The sequence below is a fragment of the Tatumella terrea genome (assembly GCF_039523755.1).
GTDB classification, from domain to species: Bacteria; Pseudomonadota; Gammaproteobacteria; order Enterobacterales; family Enterobacteriaceae; genus Tatumella; species Tatumella terrea.
Window position 1 is genome coordinate 123,465 of record NZ_BAAAFX010000014.1, and the last position, 17,480, is coordinate 140,944.

Consider the following 17,480-nt stretch of genomic DNA (forward strand, 5'->3'; position numbering starts at 1 on the left):
GTCAGCGGACCGGAGCCTGCCCCGGCACATCCGGCTGTACTGGCGGTGCTTACGATAAGGCCAGACGGTTTAGTGCCAGTCCGGAGATATGTGGCAGGCGAAGGCTGAGGCCAGCGATCGCCATGCATCAGCATAAGACCGCCACCTCGGCAGAGATATCAGAGTGCGTCCAGCTGGGACAGCGACGGGGCGTAATAATAGCTGCCGGTCACCGGTTTGGAAAAACGCAGTATGCCGTCAAACTTACCATCGGTCTCGCCGAACATACTGAGCAACTGCTGTTCAATATTGTGCAGTCGCGCGCAGTAGGCAATAAAATACAGCCCATGAACGCCACTGACGCTGCCATAAGGCAGGCTCTGGCGTAAAATTTTCAGGCCTTTCCCCGCTTCTTTCAGATCCACGCGACTGACATGTGATGTGACAGGACGTTCATCGGCAGGCAGTTCTTCGCTGGTCTCTTTGGTACGCCCGATAATGGCTTGCTGGCGGTCTACCGGTAATTTATTCCACTGCCCGAGATTGTGCTGCCAGCGCTGAGTGAAAACATAGCTGCCGCCTGCATCTTCGCCATCTTCGATAATGGCGACCTGGCGGCGGTCGTCCCCGTGCGGGTTCTCTGTACCATCCACAAAACCACTGAGATCACGATCTTCGACCCAACGGAACCCCTGCGTTTCCTCGTTGTTCTCCAGCAGACCCGCAAAAATTTCACAGGCCATCAGACCGAGAGAAAAGTTAACATCGTGACGCAGGGAGTGGATATGGATCAGCAGATCACGCTGGGTGGCGGGTGCCATCCCTTTCCCGAGCGGGGTAAAGTCTTTCAGTTCCGGGGCAGAGGTGGCCGAGGGTTGCAGATCACGCCATAATCCCGGTCCGAAGGCAATCACCGAACTGAGTTGCGCATCAGGAAACTTTTGCTGTAATTCATGCTGCCGGGCGAGAAATTGCCGGATTTTAGGCCCTGCTTGCGTCAGGTCTCCGCGGACGCCGGCTTCAAGCCAGATAGCCGCACGGCAATGTTCCGGCAAAATGCCGCTCTGAAAATGTGTCACGTTATGCTCTCCGGTATCACTCAACAGGATATATTTCTGGTTTATGATACCGGAAAAACGAAATAATAACCTGTGACAGAACAGGGATATTCCCGGTCCCCCTGTTCTATGTCACCGGTTACTGTTGCCAGATAATTTTGGTCAGGGTCCAGTTTTTCAGCGTCTCATCGGCCGGCATAATGCCTTCCGGCCCGTGCCCTTCCCCCTGATAGAGGTACTGGATATTTCCGGCCACCGGCGAACGGCACTGCACACTGTTACCGTTATCCGCTGACTGACAGTGACCGAAAGCTTTACTGTAAAGCGCTGAGAACGGGCTGCCGATATGTACGCCATCTGCCGTCACGACGGACGGGTCAGTCACGGTAATCCGGGAAATGGTACTTTGCCCCTGAATATCCAGCATGACCTGTCCCTGCTTCAGCGCCTGCCAGAAAGTGACAATATTTCCGTTTTCGGTGCGCATCCCCTGTCGCAACTGATAGTCGCTGCCCAGTGCCTGATGGATCTCAGACTCATTCATTGGCGTCAGGCTATTAAGTCCGCCCACGCCCTGATCTGTCACTTTAACCGGACTGCTAAACCAGTGCCACGGGAGTGCCGATGACCAGGAATAGGTCAGCGGGTTCCACCAGTGGACGGTACTCTCCGTCGCTGTACTCTGGCCGGAACCGGCACATCCGCCAAGTAGCATGGCACTGGTCAGCAGCGCGGTTTTTAACAATTTCATGGCAGTTTCTGTTCCTTACGCATTAAGCTAATGTCTGATTGGAGTCATAAATCAGCAGAAAGTTTATTTGCCGGCCATATTCTCCGTCCGGAAGCAGTCGCGCAGGCGGCGATCAGCCAGCAGCCAGAGGGCCGATAGCAGATCAAAGATCAGTAAAATCAACGGGACCGGTGATTGTTGCAATAACGTATAACTGAACTGCTGAAGTTGCCAGACGGCGGTGAATACAGCTGCGGCGACTAAGGCCCAGCGCCAGGCCGCCCACAGGCGGGGGAATTGCTGGCGGCGACCGGACAGTAAAAACGCCACCGCCGCCACCAGGCCAAACGCCAGCCCGGGATAGAACCCCTGTTGGTCAGGATAAAACAGCGTCAGGAGTGCATTGCCCTGTTGGCGGGACGCACCGGCGAATACCAGCACTATCCAGGTTCTCGCCTGTAAAATCAGGACCAGCCAGAACATAAGAGGCAAGCGAAGCTGGCCTTTGCTGTCATAGTGATCAGGTGAATAATGAATCAATGGTAATCTGTGGCCTCACTCCGTGCCTGCGGGGACAGGCAGATCAATATTCCCTGTCTTCAATCAGTCGTTTACCCAGTAATACCGAGTCAACCGTTTCGTATTCCAGTTTTTCGTAAAACCCGAGAACCACATCATTCTCTTCACGAACCATCAGATTGATCTTTGGACAGCCTCTGGCGACCAGTTTTTTCTCCAGCCGGGTCATCATGGCATTTGCAAAACCACGACCGCGATAGTCCGGATCCACCCCCAGATAATAGACAGAGCCGCGATGACCGTCATACCCCCCCATCACCGTGGCAACAATTTCACCGCCTAACACGGCAACCAGGAATAAATCAGGATCATGGCTCATTTTACGCTCGATATCCATTTCCGGATCATTCCATGGGCGTAATAAATCACAACGCTCCCATAGCGTAATAACTTCGTCAAAATCTTCCTGGCGAAATACCCGTATTTCCATCGCCGATGCCCCTTTTACATTACAGATATCCGCTGATTATGGCGTTTTCCGCCCTCACTGCAAGCCTGAAGCATGAAACAAAGCCGAAAATTCTGATATTTGTAAAGAACAGAACTGCAATACTCGGTAAAAGGCTGAAATATTTGCTTTGTCGCAAAAGCAGGGTTGTTACGATATAACACAATGGTATTAACTAAATAATTACCAGAATGGAACTGCAGATGAAAAAATTGTCCCCGATGAAACAACTGGTGAACCGCCGCCAGCTACTCTTTTCCGGTCTGGCATTGGCAGTACTGTCACCCAGGGCGGTGCTGGCAAAAGAGCCAGATCTCAGAGCGCAGGCAGCCCATACGCCGCAGCCCCATAAGCCTGCCAAAAACGGTAAGTTTATTGTCATGCTGGACCCGGGTCATGGCGGGATCGACTCCGGTGCCGTCGGTGAAGAAGGCTCCATGGAAAAACACGTGGTGCTGGAAATTGCCGGTAACGTCCGTCAGATGCTGAACAATCATCCCTATATTGAAGCGCGGTTGACCCGTGACAGCGACCACTTTATCCCGCTGTATCAGCGTGTGGAAATCGCCAGTCAGCACGGTGCCGACTTGTTTATGTCCATTCATGCTGACGGCTATACCAGCCCGGATGCTCATGGTGCCTCGGTCTTCGCCCTCTCTAACCGGGGAGCCACCAGTGCCATGGCCCGCTATCTTTCAGATCGCGAAAACTCTGCCGATAAAGTCGCCGGACTCAAAGTCGAGGAAAAAGACCACTATCTGCAGCAGATCCTGTTTGACCTGGTACAGACCAACACCATAAAAAACAGCCTGACGCTGGGGAAACATGTTATTGAACGTATCCGTCCGGTGCATCACCTGCACAGCCAGGTCACCGAACAGGCCGCGTTTGCCGTGCTGAAATCACCGTCAATTCCTTCGGTTCTGGTGGAAACCTCGTTTATTACCAACCCGTCAGAAGAGAAATTGCTGGGGACGACGGCCTTCCGGCGTAAAATTGCCGGGGCAATCACTGAAGGGATCGTGAATTATTATAATGAGTCAGTGGTCCACAATCGCCGGGTAAGTTAGGTATAATCCCCGGAAACCCCTCAACGAATAAAGTGATATGAGCGCTCCCGACAAGAATCAGGTCAAAAACTTCCTGCTGTCATTGCAGGACAATATCTGTCAGCAACTGGCTGATGCTGATGGTAAAACAGGTTTCAGCGAAGATGTCTGGCAGCGGGAAGGCGGTGGTGGCGGACGTTCACGCGTGTTGCGTGAAGGGGCGGTTTTCGAGCAGGCGGGCGTTAATTTTTCTCATGTCTCCGGAAATAACCTGCCGGCCTCGGCCACAGCCCACCGGCCTGAACTGGCGGGCCGCAGTTTTGAAGCGATGGGCGTTTCGCTGGTCATCCATCCGCACAGCCCGTATATACCGACCAGCCATGCCAATGTCCGCTTTTTTATTGCAGAAAAACCCGGTGCTGACCCTATCTGGTGGTTTGGCGGGGGCTTTGATCTGACGCCTTATTACGGTTTTACAGAAGATGCCGTGCACTGGCATCAGACCGCTCGGAATATTTGTCAGCCGTTTGGTGAAGACGTCTATCCCCGGTATAAAAAGTGGTGTGATGACTACTTCTATCTGCGCCACCGTGATGAACAGCGCGGTATCGGTGGATTGTTCTTTGATGACCTGAACAGCCCGGATTTTGACCACTGCTTCTCATTTATGCAGGCGGTCGGGCTTGGCTTCACAGAAGCTTATCTGCCGATCGTCGAACGTCGTAAGTCTCTGGGCTGGGGTGAGCGTGAACGCCAGTTCCAGTTATACCGGCGCGGACGTTATGTGGAATTTAATCTGGTCTGGGACCGCGGTACCCTGTTCGGTTTACAGACCGGAGGCCGGACCGAATCTATCCTGATGTCAATGCCGCCGCAGGTACGCTGGGAGTATAACTACCAGCCGGAAGCAGGCAGCCCTGAAGCCGAATTGTATGAAAAATTCTTACCGGTAAACGACTGGATCTGATCCCCACCCTTATTCTGAAGGGAGAGCGTCCCTGCTCTCCCGCTTCCCCGTTTTTTAGTCTCCCCTGTTGCTACTATCGGAGAAAACGTATTTTCTTCCCGAAAAAACTCCGGCACAGTGTTAAATTACTGTTACGGTTGATTCCGTTTGCCACGGAAACCCGCTTCTGAAGAGACGAGAACCGGATTATGCATCCGCTTGACGCATTAAAAGAATTTACGACTGTGGTCACCGACAGTGACGATATTCACGCTGTGCTTGCGTATCAGCCCCATGACGCCACCCTCACGCCCTCGCTGATACTGAATGCGGCCACCTTACCCGACTACCAGCCACTGATCGCAGAGGCGATTCAGTATGCCAGTCTGCAAGGCGGAAACCGGGAAACCCGTATCATCAACGCCAGTGACCGGTTGGCAGTCAATTCCGGTGTCGAAATCCTGAAACATATTCCTGGAGGGGTATCTGCCGGGATCGATCCACGCCTCTCCTTTAACCGTGGATTGTGCGTCTCGCGCGCCGAAAAGCTGGTTAAAATGTACGAAGAACAGGGCATTGACCGTTCCCGGTTGCTGATTACGCTGGCTGCGACCTGGGAGGGAATTAAAGCGGCTGAAACGCTGGAACAGAACGGTATCCGGTGCAACCTGACGCTGCTGTTCTCGTTCGCTCAGGCCCGGGCCTGCGCTGAAGCCGGTGTCTGTCTGATCTCAGCGCCCGTCGGACCTGTCTGCGACTGGTATCAGAGCCGTTATCCTGATTCATCTTATGTTGCAGAAAATGACCCTGGTGTGAAATCAGTCAGAGCGATTTACGACTATTATAAGAAACATCGCTATATGACGATCGTGATGGCTACCGGCTTCCGTCAACCGGAACAGGTGCTTGCACTGGCCGGCTGCGACCGGTTGGCAGTGTCACCGGAATTACTTCGGGCACTGAAGGACTCAGAATCCACCATTGAACGTCAACTTATTCCTTCGACTGAAGCGTTCCATCAGCCAGCCCCGCTCGCCGAAGATGAATTTCGCTGGCTGCATAATCAGGAGGCTATGGCTGTGGAAAAACTGGCTGAAGGGATACGTCAGCTCGCTATCGACCAGCAAAAACTGGAAGACATGCTGGCAGCCCGGCTATAGTTTTTATATTCATTAACTTTTTATTAACCGATTGGAATGTACTATGCCTTCTCATAACGCACTCGCGAATGCTATTCGTGCCCTCAGTATGGATGCCGTACAACAAGCCAAATCCGGTCACCCGGGCGCCCCGATGGGCATGGCGGATATTGCCGAAGTGTTATGGCGTGATTTCCTGAATCATAACCCGCAGAACCCGTCCTGGGCCGATCGGGACCGCTTTGTGCTGTCTAACGGCCACGGTTCGATGCTGATTTACAGCCTGCTGCACCTCACCGGGTATGATCTGCCGATTCAGGAACTGAAAAACTTCCGCCAGCTGCACTCCCGTACCCCGGGTCACCCGGAATACGGTTACACCCCGGGCGTGGAAACCACCACCGGGCCGCTGGGCCAGGGCATTGCCAATGCCGTCGGTTTTGCCATTGCTGAGCGCACGCTGGCTGCCCAGTTTAACCGTCCGGGCCACGATATCGTCGACCACTACACCTATGCATTTATGGGTGATGGCTGCATGATGGAAGGGATCTCTCACGAAGCCTGTTCGCTGGCCGGTACCCTGAAACTGGGTAAACTGATCGCGTTCTATGACGATAACGGGATCTCCATCGATGGTCATACCGATGGCTGGTTTACCGACGATACCGGTATGCGTTTCGAAGCCTATAACTGGCATGTGATCCGCGGTATCGATGGTCACGACCATGACGCTATCCGCCGCGCGGTGGAAGAAGCACGCAGTGTGACCGACAAACCGTCACTGCTGATTTGCAAAACGGTCATCGGTTTCGGTTCGCCGAACAAAGCCGGCACCCACGATTCTCACGGCGCCCCGCTGGGTGACGAGGAAATCGCACTGACCCGTAAACAGCTGGACTGGAACTACGCACCGTTTGAAATCCCTGACGATATTTATGCGGCCTGGGATGCCAAAAACGCCGGTACTGAGAAAGAGCAGGCGTGGGATAAGAAATTTGCTGCTTATCAGCAGGCTTTCCCGGCGCTGGCTGAGGAATTCATCCGTCGTACCACGGATAAACTGCCGGAAAACTGGCAGGAAGAGTCACAGAAATACATCGAACAGCTGCAGGTAAACCCGGCGAACATCGCCAGCCGTAAAGCCTCACAGAATGCCATTGAAGCGTTCGGTAAACTGCTGCCGGAATATCTGGGCGGTTCAGCCGACCTGGCACCGAGCAACCTGACCATGTGGTCCGGCTCTAAACCGATCAACGAAGATGCCGCCGGTAACTATATCCATTACGGTGTGCGCGAGTTCGGTATGACCGCGGTGGCGAACGGTATCGCGCTGCATGGCGGCTTCCTGCCTTATACCGCAACTTTCCTGATGTTTGTGGAATATGCGCGTAACGCAACCCGTATGGCAGCCCTGATGAAAATCCGTCAGGTGCTGGTCTACACCCATGACTCTATCGGTCTGGGGGAAGACGGCCCGACTCACCAGCCGGTCGAGCAGCTGGCCAGCCTGCGCACCACCCCGAACATGAGTACCTGGCGTCCGGGTGACCAGGTGGAATCGGCGGTGGCATGGAAATACGCTATCGAACGTCAGGACGGCCCGACCGCGCTGATCTTCTCCCGCCAGAACCTGCCACAGCAGCCACGCAGCGCGGAGCAGCTGGCGAACGTCGCCCGCGGCGGCTATGTACTGAAGGACTGTGACGGTCAGCCGGAACTGATCCTGATTGCGACCGGTTCAGAAGTCTCTCTGGCCGTGGCGGCCGCAGAGCAGCTGAGCGGCCAGGGCCGTAAGGTCCGGGTCGTTTCAATGCCGTCAACGGATACCTTCGATAAGCAGGATGCGGCGTATCGTGAATCGGTACTGCCGGCGGCGGTCACCGCCCGTGTGGCTATCGAGGCAGCTATCGCTGACTTCTGGTACAAGTATACCGGCCTGAACGGTGCGATTGTCGGTATGACCAGCTTCGGCGAGTCAGCCCCGGCAGATCTGCTGTTTAAAGAGTTCGGCTTCACCGTGGAGAACGTGGTGGCGAAAGCTAACGCTCTGTTGTAATCCCTCCGCTCCCTCTTTTCGTAACGAAAAGAGGGAGATTTTTAAAAAGCGTAACGATTCTCATATCAGGATACATAAAATCCCTGATTATTCTCTTTCCGCCAGCGTTAAACCCATTACACTATCCCTTTCCCGTTATCCACTGATTTTCCACGGACATTATCGATTGAAAAAGCATGCATCACTTTTGCTGGCGCTGGCTGGCTCACTTTATTCATTCTGTAGCCAGGCACAGGTCACCCCGTCACCGGAACTGACATCTCAGATTACCGACCGTTATGCGGATCAGATTTTCAAGGGTACCCGGGCCGCCGGTATGGCGATCATGGTTATCGATGGCAACGAGCGGGTCTTTACCGGTCTGGGAGAAACCCGGCCGGGAAGCCGTATCCATCCGGGGAAAGATTCAGTGGTGAGGATAGCGTCGCTGAGTAAACTGATGACCACCGATGTACTGGTCCATCTCGCCGAATCCGGCCGGGTTCACTTTAATGATCCCCTGAGCCGCTATGCACCAAAGGGTGCCGTCGTCCCGACGTGGCATGGTAACAGTATCCGGTTAATCAACCTGGCGACCCACAGTGCCGGCCTGCCCCGTGAAATGCCTGGCGGTAGAGCGAACCGTCCGGTCTTTGTCTGGCCGGTGCACAATCAGCGCTGGTCCTGGCTTGCCCATGCCAGACTCAAATACTCGCCAGGGACTGAAGTCTCCTACTCCAACCTTGGCTTTGACTTCCTGGCTGATGCCCTGTCGCGAGCCGCCGGTCAGCCTTATCCTCAGTTGCTTCGTACACTGGTCACCCGGCCGCTGGGTATGAAAGACACCACTTTTACACCGTCACCGGACCAGTGTGAAAGGCTGATGATCCCGGAAGAGAATGCCAGCCCGTGTGATAACACCCTGGCCGCCATCGGTAGCGGTGGGGTCTATTCCACCCCTGAGGATATGGGCCGCTGGATGCAGCAGTTCCTGAGCGCCACCGGGCATCCGCGTTCACCGTTAGCACCTGACCTGCAAAAAATGATTTATCCGCGTTCTTCTCTGTTGCGTGTTAACGGGATGGATGTCGCCGGCCGGGCCGATGCTATCGGCATGGGATGGCTGCATATGCCTGCGGACGGTGAGAGACCCGCACTGCTGGAAAAAACCGGCGGAGGTGGCGGCTTTATGACTTATATCGCCATGTCACCTGAACATAATGTGGGGGTCTTTATTGTGGTCGCCCGCACCGGTGCCAGCCATTTTATGCCGATGAGTAATGGCGTCAACGAACTGATCACCGCACTGGTCAGTAATCACCGCCCTTAGGTTCCGGCGTCTGCGGGCAGGGTTCTGTCCGCAGACGGTGATGACCATAATACCGGCCAGTCACTGGCGGTATGCCAGTGGTCACAGCCACTTTCACTGCTGAATTTCTCCAGCACAAACTGTTGACCATCGTAACGCCAGTGGCTGGCCGTTCCGCAATCCCCCAACGCCCTTCCCCATAATAACGTCGTCAGTTCACGGGTTTGTGGATCATAACGGACATTCGTCAGGTCGAACCCTTGCGGATAAGTAAACGGCAGACGGAAGACCTGGCGCCGGGCAATAAACGGTGCCTGACGGCTGATTCGGTAAGCCTGGTAGAAGGTATTGTACGCTGCACTTTCACAGCTGATCAGCATCAGGGCTTGTGAATTACTCAGGGCCGCCAGCTTGATCTGCCGGAATACCGGGGCCAGCGGACAACTGTTCACATCTATCTGCGAAATTGCGTAATCTACAAAATCCCTGATCTCGGAAGCCGTCAGTGGCGTGACCGGTGCCGGCTGACCGCCGCCCACCGTCAGAATCGGGGGCGTTTCCGGTCCGGAGGATGCAGGCTGTACCGCCGACTGGATTCTGTCGGCCTCTGCCAGTACCGCCCCCAGAGCCGTCAGGGATATCCCGCCCCCGCCGGGCTGACCGGCGGTCAGGCGGTTACCGTGCACCAGCGCCGACAGTATCTGCTGTGCGGCCTCAGGATTATCGATCAGTAACGCGTGGCTGCTCTCCTGTGCCGGGACCGGCGTCAGCGGCTGGTTATCTATCTTAAGTCGTTGTGTCAGCGGGGTCTCTGTCGCGGGTAGCGCTGCGTGCGGATGCAGTTCAACATGCAGCCAGCTGACCGGCGCCCGGGAAGCTGTCCGGTAGAAGCTGATAATTAACCCGCCATCGCTGTTCAGATTCCGTCCCTGACAGGCAGAAAAATTATCACAGGTTAACTCCCATCCGGAAATAATTGTCTGGACCGGTTGTGCCGCGTGGCTGGCCCCCGCCGGGAGCAATAACGATAACAAAAGAATTTTATATAGTTGCATAACACTTTACCGGGGAAGGCGCCGGACAGGATCTCCGGTACAGACGAACTAAACAGGAATCATCCGGAATGCCCTGGTCTGCCTCAATAAGAATCTTCGGACTCTTGTTGATTAATCGGCTCTGCGGTAAGTTTCAGGATTGGCTGACCTGCCACGGCTAAAAAAAAACCTGCCGGCGGCAGGTTTTTCATCTTATGCATTACCGGAAATCAAAGCTTATCCAGCGGCACGCTCCCGGCATGATCATGTTGCTGTGCAGCAATCGCATTAACGCGTTTGCGCACGCCAAACCAGCCGGCAGCCAGTATGATCATAATCAGCGGGATAGAGGCGATAGTATAAGTCCCGTTAGGGTAGTCGAAAGCCATCAGAACCAGCACACTGAACAGGAACAGTAAGGTCAGCCAGGAGGTGAACGGAGCCCCCGGCAACTTGAAGCTGATATCTTCCGCTTTCCCTTCTTTAATCGCCTTACGTAGTTTCAGCTGGCATAACACGATAAAGCCCCAGGAAGAGATGATCCCCAGTGATGCCACATTAAGAACGATTTCGAATACCTGAGAAGGCACCAGATAGTTGAGCAGTACCCCGAAAATATAGACCCCGATAGTCACCAGAATACCTGCATAAGGGACCTGCTGACGGTTCATCCGCGACATAAACTTCGGTGCCGACCCGCCCATCGACATTGAGCGCAGAATACGGCCGGTCGAATAGAGGCCGGAATTCAGGCTGGACAGCGCGGCACTCAGTACCACAATGTTCATAATGCTGCCAATATACGGGATACCCAGTTTAGAGAAGAATGTCACAAACGGACTTTCACCGGACTGATAGGCATTCCAGGGCAGTAACAGGACCAGCAGGACTACAGAACCTACATAAAACAGGCCGATACGCCAGATAACACTGTTGATCGCTTTCGGCACCATGATTTTCGGGTTTTTACATTCACCGGCCGCAGTCCCCACCAGCTCAATAGAGGCAAAAGCAAATACCACGCCCTGCACCAGCACCAGTGCCGCTAACAGTCCATGCGGGAATAAGCCCCCGTTATCGGTGATCAGATGGAAACCAGGCTGACTGCCCGCCAGAGGTTTGCCGCTGCCGAGAAAAACCACACCGACGATCAGGAACACCACGATAGCAATGACTTTAATCAGCGCAAACCAGAACTCCATTTCGGCGAACCACTTCACCCCGACCATATTCATGGTACCGACGACCGCTAAGGCCCCCAGCGCAATGACCCATTGCGGGACGTCACCGAATGCACCCCAGTAATGCATATACAACGCCACGGCAGTAATATCGACAATACCGGTCATTGCCCAGTTAACAAAATACATCCAGCCGGCAACGTAGGAGGCCTTTTCGCCCATAAATTCACGGGCGTAAGAGACAAAACTCCCGCTCGACGGGCGATGCAGCACCAGTTCACCCAGTGCACGGAGAATGAAAAAGGAAAAAATACCACAGACCAGGTAGACCAGAGCCAGTGCCGGACCGGCTGCCTGTAAACGGGCCCCGGCGCCCAGAAATAATCCGGTACCGATCGCACCACCAATAGCAATCATCTGTACCTGTCGGTTACCCATCTCTTTCCGGTAACCGGCATCGTGCGAATTAAGCCATTTACGCTTTGCCACTCGTAACTCTTCGGCTGTTTTTTTTGTATGTTTCATAGTTATCCTGTTTGTCCTGACCATCTGCCACACAACAGTAATCGTTTGCGTTTTGGATATTGCGAACGGAGTACAACATCCCACGCAACGTCATAAAATTCTGTCATAAGAAAAAAATGGGGCGTCGCATCCTACCCGTTAAATACATCCTCCGTAAAGACCCGTTATTCGTCGGGGATCACAGTCTGTCGTTACCCTGTGGGCAAAAGTAATATAATTTAATGTTATGTCGGGTGTTTTGTATCAAAAAAACCGTATTTCAGCGCCTGTCGTTGAAAAATGTAAGACAATGTTCTGTCACCCCTTTCCCCTGGCCCGCGACGGGACGGTGAGATACCCGGGGCATATCCACAACAGAACAAAACCATAGGATCCGCAACCGGACTCCCGACGTAGCGTTTTATCTGCCGAAAATGGCCTTCCCCCCGCGCCAGTCAAGGCCAACGGCATGACAGCAGGGTAGATTAAACGGCGCCGATACGGCATTATCACAGGCATAGATGATAAATGGTTTATCAGACCAGTCCTCTGGTGTGGCTGGCAGCACTTTTAATAACAGGTTGTTCCCCTGAATGATAAATAATGAAACCACTCCCTGCCTGACCCTGTATGGAATTAAGAACTGCGACACCATGCGTAAAGCACGTCGCTTTCTTGAAGAACAGGGCGTTGCTTTCCGCTTCCATGATTACCGTGCTGACGGAATCGACAGCCGTCGCATATCGGCATTTGTTGACACACTGGGCTATGAAACGCTGCTGAATAAGCGCGGTACCACCTGGCGAAACCTCCCTGAAGAACTCCGTGACACCGTTCAGGATAATGCCAGCGCTGTCAGGGTGATGCTGGAACATCCGGCCGTGATTAAACGTCCGCTGTTATGTGCAGCCAACGGTCACCTGCTCGCCGGTTTTTCACCTTCCACTTACCTGACGTTTATTCAGGAGAATGTATAATGTTTTGCCCCGTTATTGAGCTTGCACAGCAACTGATCCGTTGTCCTTCGGTAAGTCCTGAGGATGCCGGGTGTCAGTCGCTGTTAACCGACCGTCTGAAAGCGATCGGTTTCCGGATTGAACCGATGAATTTTGGAGATACCAAAAACTTCTGGGCGACCCGGGGCGAAGGCGAAACACTGGCCTTTGCAGGCCATACCGATGTCGTCCCGCCGGGAGAGGCCCGCCACTGGTTAAACCCGCCTTTTGAACCGACGATCCGCGACGGTATGTTGTTTGGTCGTGGCGCGGCCGATATGAAAGGGTCACTGGCGGCCATGGTGGTGGCTGCGGAGCGCTTTGTCACCATGACCCCGAACCATCGTGGTCGCCTGGCCTTCCTGATCACGTCTGATGAAGAGGCGAGCGGAATAAACGGTACCGTCAAAGTGGTTGATGCTCTGATGGCGCGCCGGGAGCGCATGGACTACTGCCTGGTCGGTGAACCCTCCAGTACCGAAGTGGTCGGGGATGTGGTTAAAAATGGCCGTCGGGGATCCATTACCGCGAATCTGACGGTACATGGTGTGCAGGGCCACGTGGCTTATCCGCACCTTGCCGATAACCCGGTACACCGCGCATTGCCGGCACTGACTGAGCTGGCGGCCACCCGCTGGGATGAAGGTAATGAGTTCTTCCCCCCCACCAGCATGCAGATTGCCAATATTCAGGCCGGTACCGGCAGTAATAACGTGATCCCGGGCGATCTTTTTGTGCAGTTCAACTTCCGTTTCAGTACGGAACTGACCGATACCATGATCCGTGAACAGGTGGAGTCCCTGCTGACACGCCATCAGCTCCGGTACACCCTGGAATGGAATCTTTCCGGGCAGCCTTTCCTTACTCCGAAAGGTAAACTGGTGGATGCGGTAGTAAACGCAGTTCAGCACTATAATGAAATCAGGCCACAACTGCTGACTAACGGCGGTACCTCTGACGGACGTTTTATCGCACGGATGGGAACGCAGGTCGTGGAACTGGGGCCGGTCAATGCCACCATCCATAAAATTAATGAATGTGTGAAAGCATCTGATCTGCAAACACTCAGCCGGATGTACCAGAGGATCATGGACCAGCTGATTGCCTGATGACTGAAGGAGTCACGTCATGGAATGGTTAAAAGAGTATTGGTGGGTTTTAATTATTGTGTTTATGGTCGGCATTCTGATGAATGTGTATAAAGATCTGAAACGCGTCGATACGAAGAAATATCTGGATAATAAACCTGAACTCCCGCCACATCGTGATTTCAACGATAAGTGGGACGACGACGACGACTGGCCAAAGAAAAAATAATCAGACCTCACACGGATATCCTCTGCGGATATCCGTGTTCCTCCCCTTCCGGCTCTGTTTTTTCATCCGGCCCCACATCCTCCCTGCCGGATAATGACATCATCAGCCCTGCTGCGGGGCCGTCTTATCTCCACAGATTGCCCTTTGCGCCGGAGGATCGCCGATATCGTCTGAGCAGCTTGCTCCGCGGATCAGACGTTTTGCAGTGCCCGCAGCCGACTGGCCCACTGACTGACCACGGACGGATGACGTGCGGACAATGCCTGAGCGACTTCTTCACGCAGCAGACGCAGCCACGCCTTTCTGCCCCCCGCCGCTACGACCGACTGCTGCTCGCAGATAGCGCCCTCCTCAGCCGACAGCGCAGATAAACAGAGAAAAGATAGCGGCAGGTTGGCCTGTAAGCGCATCAGTGCCGGGAAAGCCGATTCAAACGGCCGCCTTCCCCAGGCGAACGCCGCCAGCTCACGCCAGTCTTCATCATTCAGTGCCGTATCGCTGTCTTCTTCAGCGACAGGTAAATCCGGATCTGACAACCCGCGCTGCCGCATATATCCCCCGTCACGGGATAATCGCCGCTCAGCGGCGGCGGCTAATTGTTCTGCTGCCACCGTCCGCGGAAGGATAGCCATGGCCGCATAACAGCCACTACTGGCTTCACGCTGGGTCCCCAGTCTGACCAGACGAAACCCGCATGACCGCCAGAAATGCCATAGCTCAGGGGTATAACCGAAACTGACCGACAGATAATCATAGCCTTCTGCCGCGGTAATCGCTGCCATCACCAGTGCCCGGCCTCTCCCCTGACGCCGCACCTGCGGGTGAACGGCAATACGACTGATGCGCAGAGAATGCATGCAGGCCGCCTGAGGGAAACCGGCATGGGCGGCCAGAGACTGTGCCACCAGATTCCCTTTCGGACGGCGAAATCCGGCCCACACCGCCTCACTGAGCGGCAATGAGAGCCCGCCTTCCTCCAGTAACCACAAGGCCCCCCGCAACCCGGTGTTCGCTTCATCGACCAGCAAAGTCATGCCGGGAGCATCCATCATTCGCCGTAAATCCAGCGGTGAGGTCCGGTAATGGGCTGCCGTCAGCAGGCGGTACACGTCCTGTGCTTTCGCGGGTTCCTCTGACCAGACCGCTGGCGGCAGACGCCGGATGCCGGTGCCCCGGCCGGCCGGGGGGGCGGTGCTATCGTCAAACAGAAACAGCGCATCAATAAAACGTTCCAGAGGATCCCCGGCCGCCCAGCGCAGCGGTTCAGAAAGAGTGTACTGAGCTACCTCCGGTAATCCGGCGCAAAACTTCAGCAGAAAACCGCGGCCTGTGCCTTCATAGCCCTGCACCGTGGTACAGAGCAGCACACGCCTGAAGCGGCTGACCATCTGTTGCAACACGGGGGCGGGGATGGCCGCGGCTTCATCGACAATCAGCCAGCCCTCTCCCGTCTTCCCCGCAGCAATCAGCGCATCCGGGGCCATAAACTGAAAATGTTGCCCGGCAAAGTGCTGTAAGACTTCGGTAGAAACTTTGGCGGGTGCAGAGATCAGTGCCCCCGGGTTATCCCGGGCCAGCATGCCGGCCAGCGCAGATTTCCCGCGTCCCCGGGGGGCAGTGACGACCGCCACGCCCTGCTGCATGGCCTGTAGCCGGTGAAGTAACACTGCCTGCTGCGCGGGGGCGCGGCATTGCCATGTCTGATGACCGGTGATCGGCGCTACTCTGGCGGGCTGATACTGTTCCAGGTAACTGACGTCCGGGGACGAGGCGAGCACCGATTGCAGATGCCGCATAAACCCGGGGACGGCAATCGCCTCCGCGGTATCGGCCCAGCGCAGGCTGTCCTGATCCTGCCAGTGCTCCCACCTCTCACGGGCCGGCAGCAGCAGGAGCATCCAGCTACCGGCCAGTAAGGTTCCGGCCACGGTCGCCAGCGCTTCCGCATGAAAACCGGATCGGGCATCAAAAATGGCATGAAGAAACTCGCGGCCCAGACATTGCCTGACCGCTGAGGGGGGTATACAGGGGGAAAGCGTCTGTGTATCGGTACTGACGGTCAGCCAGTCCCCCGCCAGATTCTGCCGGAGTCTCTGCGCTGACTGACTGACCCAGCCGTCCTCCCCACTGATAATACAAAGGCGGCGAACCCCGGTTCGCCGCATCTGTTCACATTCAAAAAGCAGTGCTGTCATTGAGCCGCAAAGGTGTTGCACTGAGCCGGGTCTCCGCTGTCAAAACCACGTTTGAACCAGCTGTAGCGCTGTTGTGATGTTCCGTGGGTGAAGCTGTCCGGCACGACACGTCCCTGGCTCTGCTGTTGAAGCTTATCATCACCAATCGCCTCTGCGGCATTCAGCGCCTCCTGCAGATCACCGGTGTCCAGTACATTCTGTTGCTGCATGTAATGCCCCCACACCCCGGCAAAGCAATCGGCCTGTAATTCCAGCTTCACAGATAAGCGGTTTGCTTCCGCCTTGCTGCCTTGCTGCTGCTGTTGTCTGACCTTTTCTTCAATCCCTAACAATTTCTGAACGTGGTGACCGACTTCATGGGCGATCACATAGCCGTCAGCAAAGTCCCCCCCGGCCCCCAGCTTATTTTTCAGCTCATCATAAAAGGAGAGATCGATATAAACGGTCTGATCCGCCGGGCAATAAAAAGGCCCCATCACTGACTGTCCGGTACCGCAGCCGGTGGTGGTATGTCCCCGGTACATCACCAGCTTAGGATCCACATAATGGCGGCCCATTTTCTGGAACATCTGCCCCCAGACATCTTCTGTGGAGGCGAGGATCACCGAGGTAAACTTCGCCGCCTGGTCATCCGCCGCCGTATGAGGCTGTGGTTTCCCGGTGGTCTGTGAAGAGGTGGACACCTGGCTCTGAGAGTTTCCGCCGCCGAGCAACGGCGTCAGGTCATAGCCATAATAGCCGGCCACCACCACCACAATCAGTATCACAATACCGCTTTTCCCCCGCGGAATACGAATGCCTCCGCCCCCTGTCCCGCTGCTGTCAGCAGAGGACTGATCACGTCTGTCCTCTACGTTGTCACTTTCCCGACGCCCTTGCCAACGCATCTGTTACCTCTGTTATTTTTTATTACAATAGACTGATTTTAGTGGCTGAACGGAAAGATAACCAGTACCGGAAGATAACGCAAAGACAGGCGGGA

16 protein-coding genes are annotated in these 17,480 nt (G+C 54.9%); 8 read left to right on the forward strand and 8 right to left on the reverse strand.

What is annotated here, in order from left to right:
- Window positions 1–158: 158 nt before the first annotated feature.
- The 4 genes from ABD035_RS11045 to ABD035_RS11060 form a co-directional block, all read right to left on the reverse strand.
- Complete coding sequence (locus tag ABD035_RS11045; protein ID WP_343870159.1) at window positions 159–1,058, reverse strand: Dyp-type peroxidase; 900 nt, start codon at window positions 1,056–1,058, stop codon at window positions 159–161.
- Window positions 1,059–1,176: 118 nt separating this feature from the next.
- Window positions 1,177–1,788: an RpoE-regulated lipoprotein gene (locus ABD035_RS11050; protein WP_212713318.1), complete on the reverse strand. Its 612-nt coding sequence runs from the start codon at window positions 1,786–1,788 to the stop codon at window positions 1,177–1,179.
- A 63-nt stretch (window positions 1,789–1,851) separates the two neighbouring features.
- Complete coding sequence (locus ABD035_RS11055; RefSeq protein ID WP_425579722.1) at window positions 1,852–2,250, reverse strand: DUF2919 domain-containing protein; 399 nt, start codon at window positions 2,248–2,250, stop codon at window positions 1,852–1,854.
- A 100-nt stretch (window positions 2,251–2,350) separates the two neighbouring features.
- Window positions 2,351–2,776, reverse strand: coding sequence for a GNAT family acetyltransferase (locus tag ABD035_RS11060; RefSeq protein ID WP_212713316.1), 426 nt, complete (start codon window positions 2,774–2,776; stop codon window positions 2,351–2,353).
- A gap of 209 nt (window positions 2,777–2,985) precedes the next feature.
- On the opposite strand from ABD035_RS11060, the gene amiA reads away from it, so the two are divergent.
- From amiA to ampH, 5 genes are all read left to right on the forward strand, one after another.
- Window positions 2,986–3,864, forward strand: a complete 879-nt coding sequence (gene amiA, locus ABD035_RS11065; RefSeq protein ID WP_212713315.1) for an N-acetylmuramoyl-L-alanine amidase AmiA — start codon at window positions 2,986–2,988, stop codon at window positions 3,862–3,864.
- A gap of 37 nt (window positions 3,865–3,901) precedes the next feature.
- Window positions 3,902–4,810, forward strand: a complete 909-nt coding sequence (hemF, locus tag ABD035_RS11070; RefSeq protein WP_212713314.1) for an oxygen-dependent coproporphyrinogen oxidase — start codon at window positions 3,902–3,904, stop codon at window positions 4,808–4,810.
- Window positions 4,811–4,998: 188 nt separating this feature from the next.
- Window positions 4,999–5,949 carry a transaldolase gene (gene tal / locus ABD035_RS11075; protein WP_343870165.1) on the forward strand — a complete coding sequence of 317 codons (951 nt, stop codon included), beginning with the start codon at window positions 4,999–5,001 and terminating at the stop codon, window positions 5,947–5,949.
- A 43-nt stretch (window positions 5,950–5,992) separates the two neighbouring features.
- Window positions 5,993–7,984 carry a transketolase gene (tkt, locus tag ABD035_RS11080; RefSeq protein WP_343870167.1) on the forward strand — a complete coding sequence of 664 codons (1,992 nt, stop codon included), beginning with the start codon at window positions 5,993–5,995 and terminating at the stop codon, window positions 7,982–7,984.
- 166 nt (window positions 7,985–8,150) lie between these two features.
- A complete protein-coding gene (ampH, locus tag ABD035_RS11085; RefSeq protein ID WP_212713311.1) occupies window positions 8,151–9,293 on the forward strand; it encodes a D-alanyl-D-alanine-carboxypeptidase/endopeptidase AmpH in 1,143 nt (380 codons plus the stop codon).
- Here ampH and ABD035_RS11090 read toward each other — a convergent pair.
- Together ABD035_RS11090 and ansP are read right to left on the reverse strand one after the other, a co-directional pair.
- On the reverse strand, window positions 9,290–10,327 hold the full coding sequence (locus tag ABD035_RS11090; protein ID WP_343870170.1) for a DUF1176 domain-containing protein: 1,038 nt from the start codon (window positions 10,325–10,327) through the stop codon (window positions 9,290–9,292). The two genes, ampH and ABD035_RS11090, sit on opposite strands and share 4 nt — an antisense overlap.
- A gap of 209 nt (window positions 10,328–10,536) precedes the next feature.
- Window positions 10,537–12,012: an L-asparagine permease gene (ansP, locus tag ABD035_RS11095; protein ID WP_343870172.1), complete on the reverse strand. Its 1,476-nt coding sequence runs from the start codon at window positions 12,010–12,012 to the stop codon at window positions 10,537–10,539.
- A gap of 572 nt (window positions 12,013–12,584) precedes the next feature.
- Here ansP and ABD035_RS11100 point away from each other — a divergent pair.
- Genes ABD035_RS11100 through ABD035_RS11110 form a run of 3 tightly spaced genes read left to right on the forward strand, consistent with a single transcriptional unit; the run spans window position 12,585 to window position 14,303 of the window.
- On the forward strand, window positions 12,585–12,968 hold the full coding sequence (locus ABD035_RS11100; protein ID WP_343870174.1) for an ArsC family reductase: 384 nt from the start codon (window positions 12,585–12,587) through the stop codon (window positions 12,966–12,968).
- Entirely contained in the window at window positions 12,968–14,095 is a 1,128-nt protein-coding gene (dapE, locus tag ABD035_RS11105) for a succinyl-diaminopimelate desuccinylase (RefSeq protein WP_343870176.1), read from the forward strand. Before ABD035_RS11100 ends, dapE begins: the two co-directional genes overlap by 1 nt.
- Window positions 14,096–14,114: 19 nt before the next feature.
- Complete coding sequence (locus ABD035_RS11110) at window positions 14,115–14,303, forward strand: YpfN family protein (protein ID WP_212713306.1); 189 nt, start codon at window positions 14,115–14,117, stop codon at window positions 14,301–14,303.
- Between the two features lie 191 nt (window positions 14,304–14,494).
- Here the strand turns inward: ABD035_RS11110 and ABD035_RS11115 are convergent, their stop codons facing one another.
- Window positions 14,495–16,498, reverse strand: a complete 2,004-nt coding sequence (locus ABD035_RS11115) for a tRNA(Met) cytidine acetyltransferase TmcA (RefSeq protein ID WP_343870178.1) — start codon at window positions 16,496–16,498, stop codon at window positions 14,495–14,497.
- Window positions 16,495–17,385 (reverse strand): KPN_02809 family neutral zinc metallopeptidase, encoded by an 891-nt coding sequence (gene ypfJ, locus ABD035_RS11120; protein WP_343870180.1) that lies wholly within the window; start codon window positions 17,383–17,385, stop codon window positions 16,495–16,497. Before ypfJ ends, ABD035_RS11115 begins: the two co-directional genes overlap by 4 nt.
- Window positions 17,386–17,480: the final 95 nt, after the last annotated feature.

Excerpts from the sequence above, each read along its gene's own strand:
- ABD035_RS11050 (WP_212713318.1), bottom strand. The coding sequence starts at position 1,788 with ATGAAATTGTTAAAAACCGCGCTGCTGACCAGTGCCATGCTACTTGGC.
- ABD035_RS11055 (WP_425579722.1), bottom strand. The coding sequence starts at position 2,250 with ATGTTCTGGCTGGTCCTGATTTTACAGGCGAGAACCTGGATAGTGCTG.
- ABD035_RS11060 (WP_212713316.1), bottom strand. The coding sequence starts at position 2,776 with ATGGAAATACGGGTATTTCGCCAGGAAGATTTTGACGAAGTTATTACG.
- amiA (WP_212713315.1), top strand. The coding sequence starts at position 2,986 with ATGGAACTGCAGATGAAAAAATTGTCCCCGATGAAACAACTGGTGAAC.
- hemF (WP_212713314.1), top strand. The coding sequence starts at position 3,902 with ATGAGCGCTCCCGACAAGAATCAGGTCAAAAACTTCCTGCTGTCATTG.
- tal (WP_343870165.1), top strand. The coding sequence starts at position 4,999 with ATGCATCCGCTTGACGCATTAAAAGAATTTACGACTGTGGTCACCGAC.
- tkt (WP_343870167.1), top strand. The coding sequence starts at position 5,993 with ATGCCTTCTCATAACGCACTCGCGAATGCTATTCGTGCCCTCAGTATG.
- ABD035_RS11090 (WP_343870170.1), bottom strand. The coding sequence starts at position 10,327 with ATGCAACTATATAAAATTCTTTTGTTATCGTTATTGCTCCCGGCGGGG.
- ansP (WP_343870172.1), bottom strand. The coding sequence starts at position 12,012 with ATGAAACATACAAAAAAAACAGCCGAAGAGTTACGAGTGGCAAAGCGT.
- ABD035_RS11100 (WP_343870174.1), top strand. The coding sequence starts at position 12,585 with ATGATAAATAATGAAACCACTCCCTGCCTGACCCTGTATGGAATTAAG.
- dapE (WP_343870176.1), top strand. The coding sequence starts at position 12,968 with ATGTTTTGCCCCGTTATTGAGCTTGCACAGCAACTGATCCGTTGTCCT.
- ABD035_RS11110 (WP_212713306.1), top strand. The coding sequence starts at position 14,115 with ATGGAATGGTTAAAAGAGTATTGGTGGGTTTTAATTATTGTGTTTATG.
- ABD035_RS11115 (WP_343870178.1), bottom strand. The coding sequence starts at position 16,498 with ATGACAGCACTGCTTTTTGAATGTGAACAGATGCGGCGAACCGGGGTT.
- ypfJ (WP_343870180.1), bottom strand. The coding sequence starts at position 17,385 with ATGCGTTGGCAAGGGCGTCGGGAAAGTGACAACGTAGAGGACAGACGT.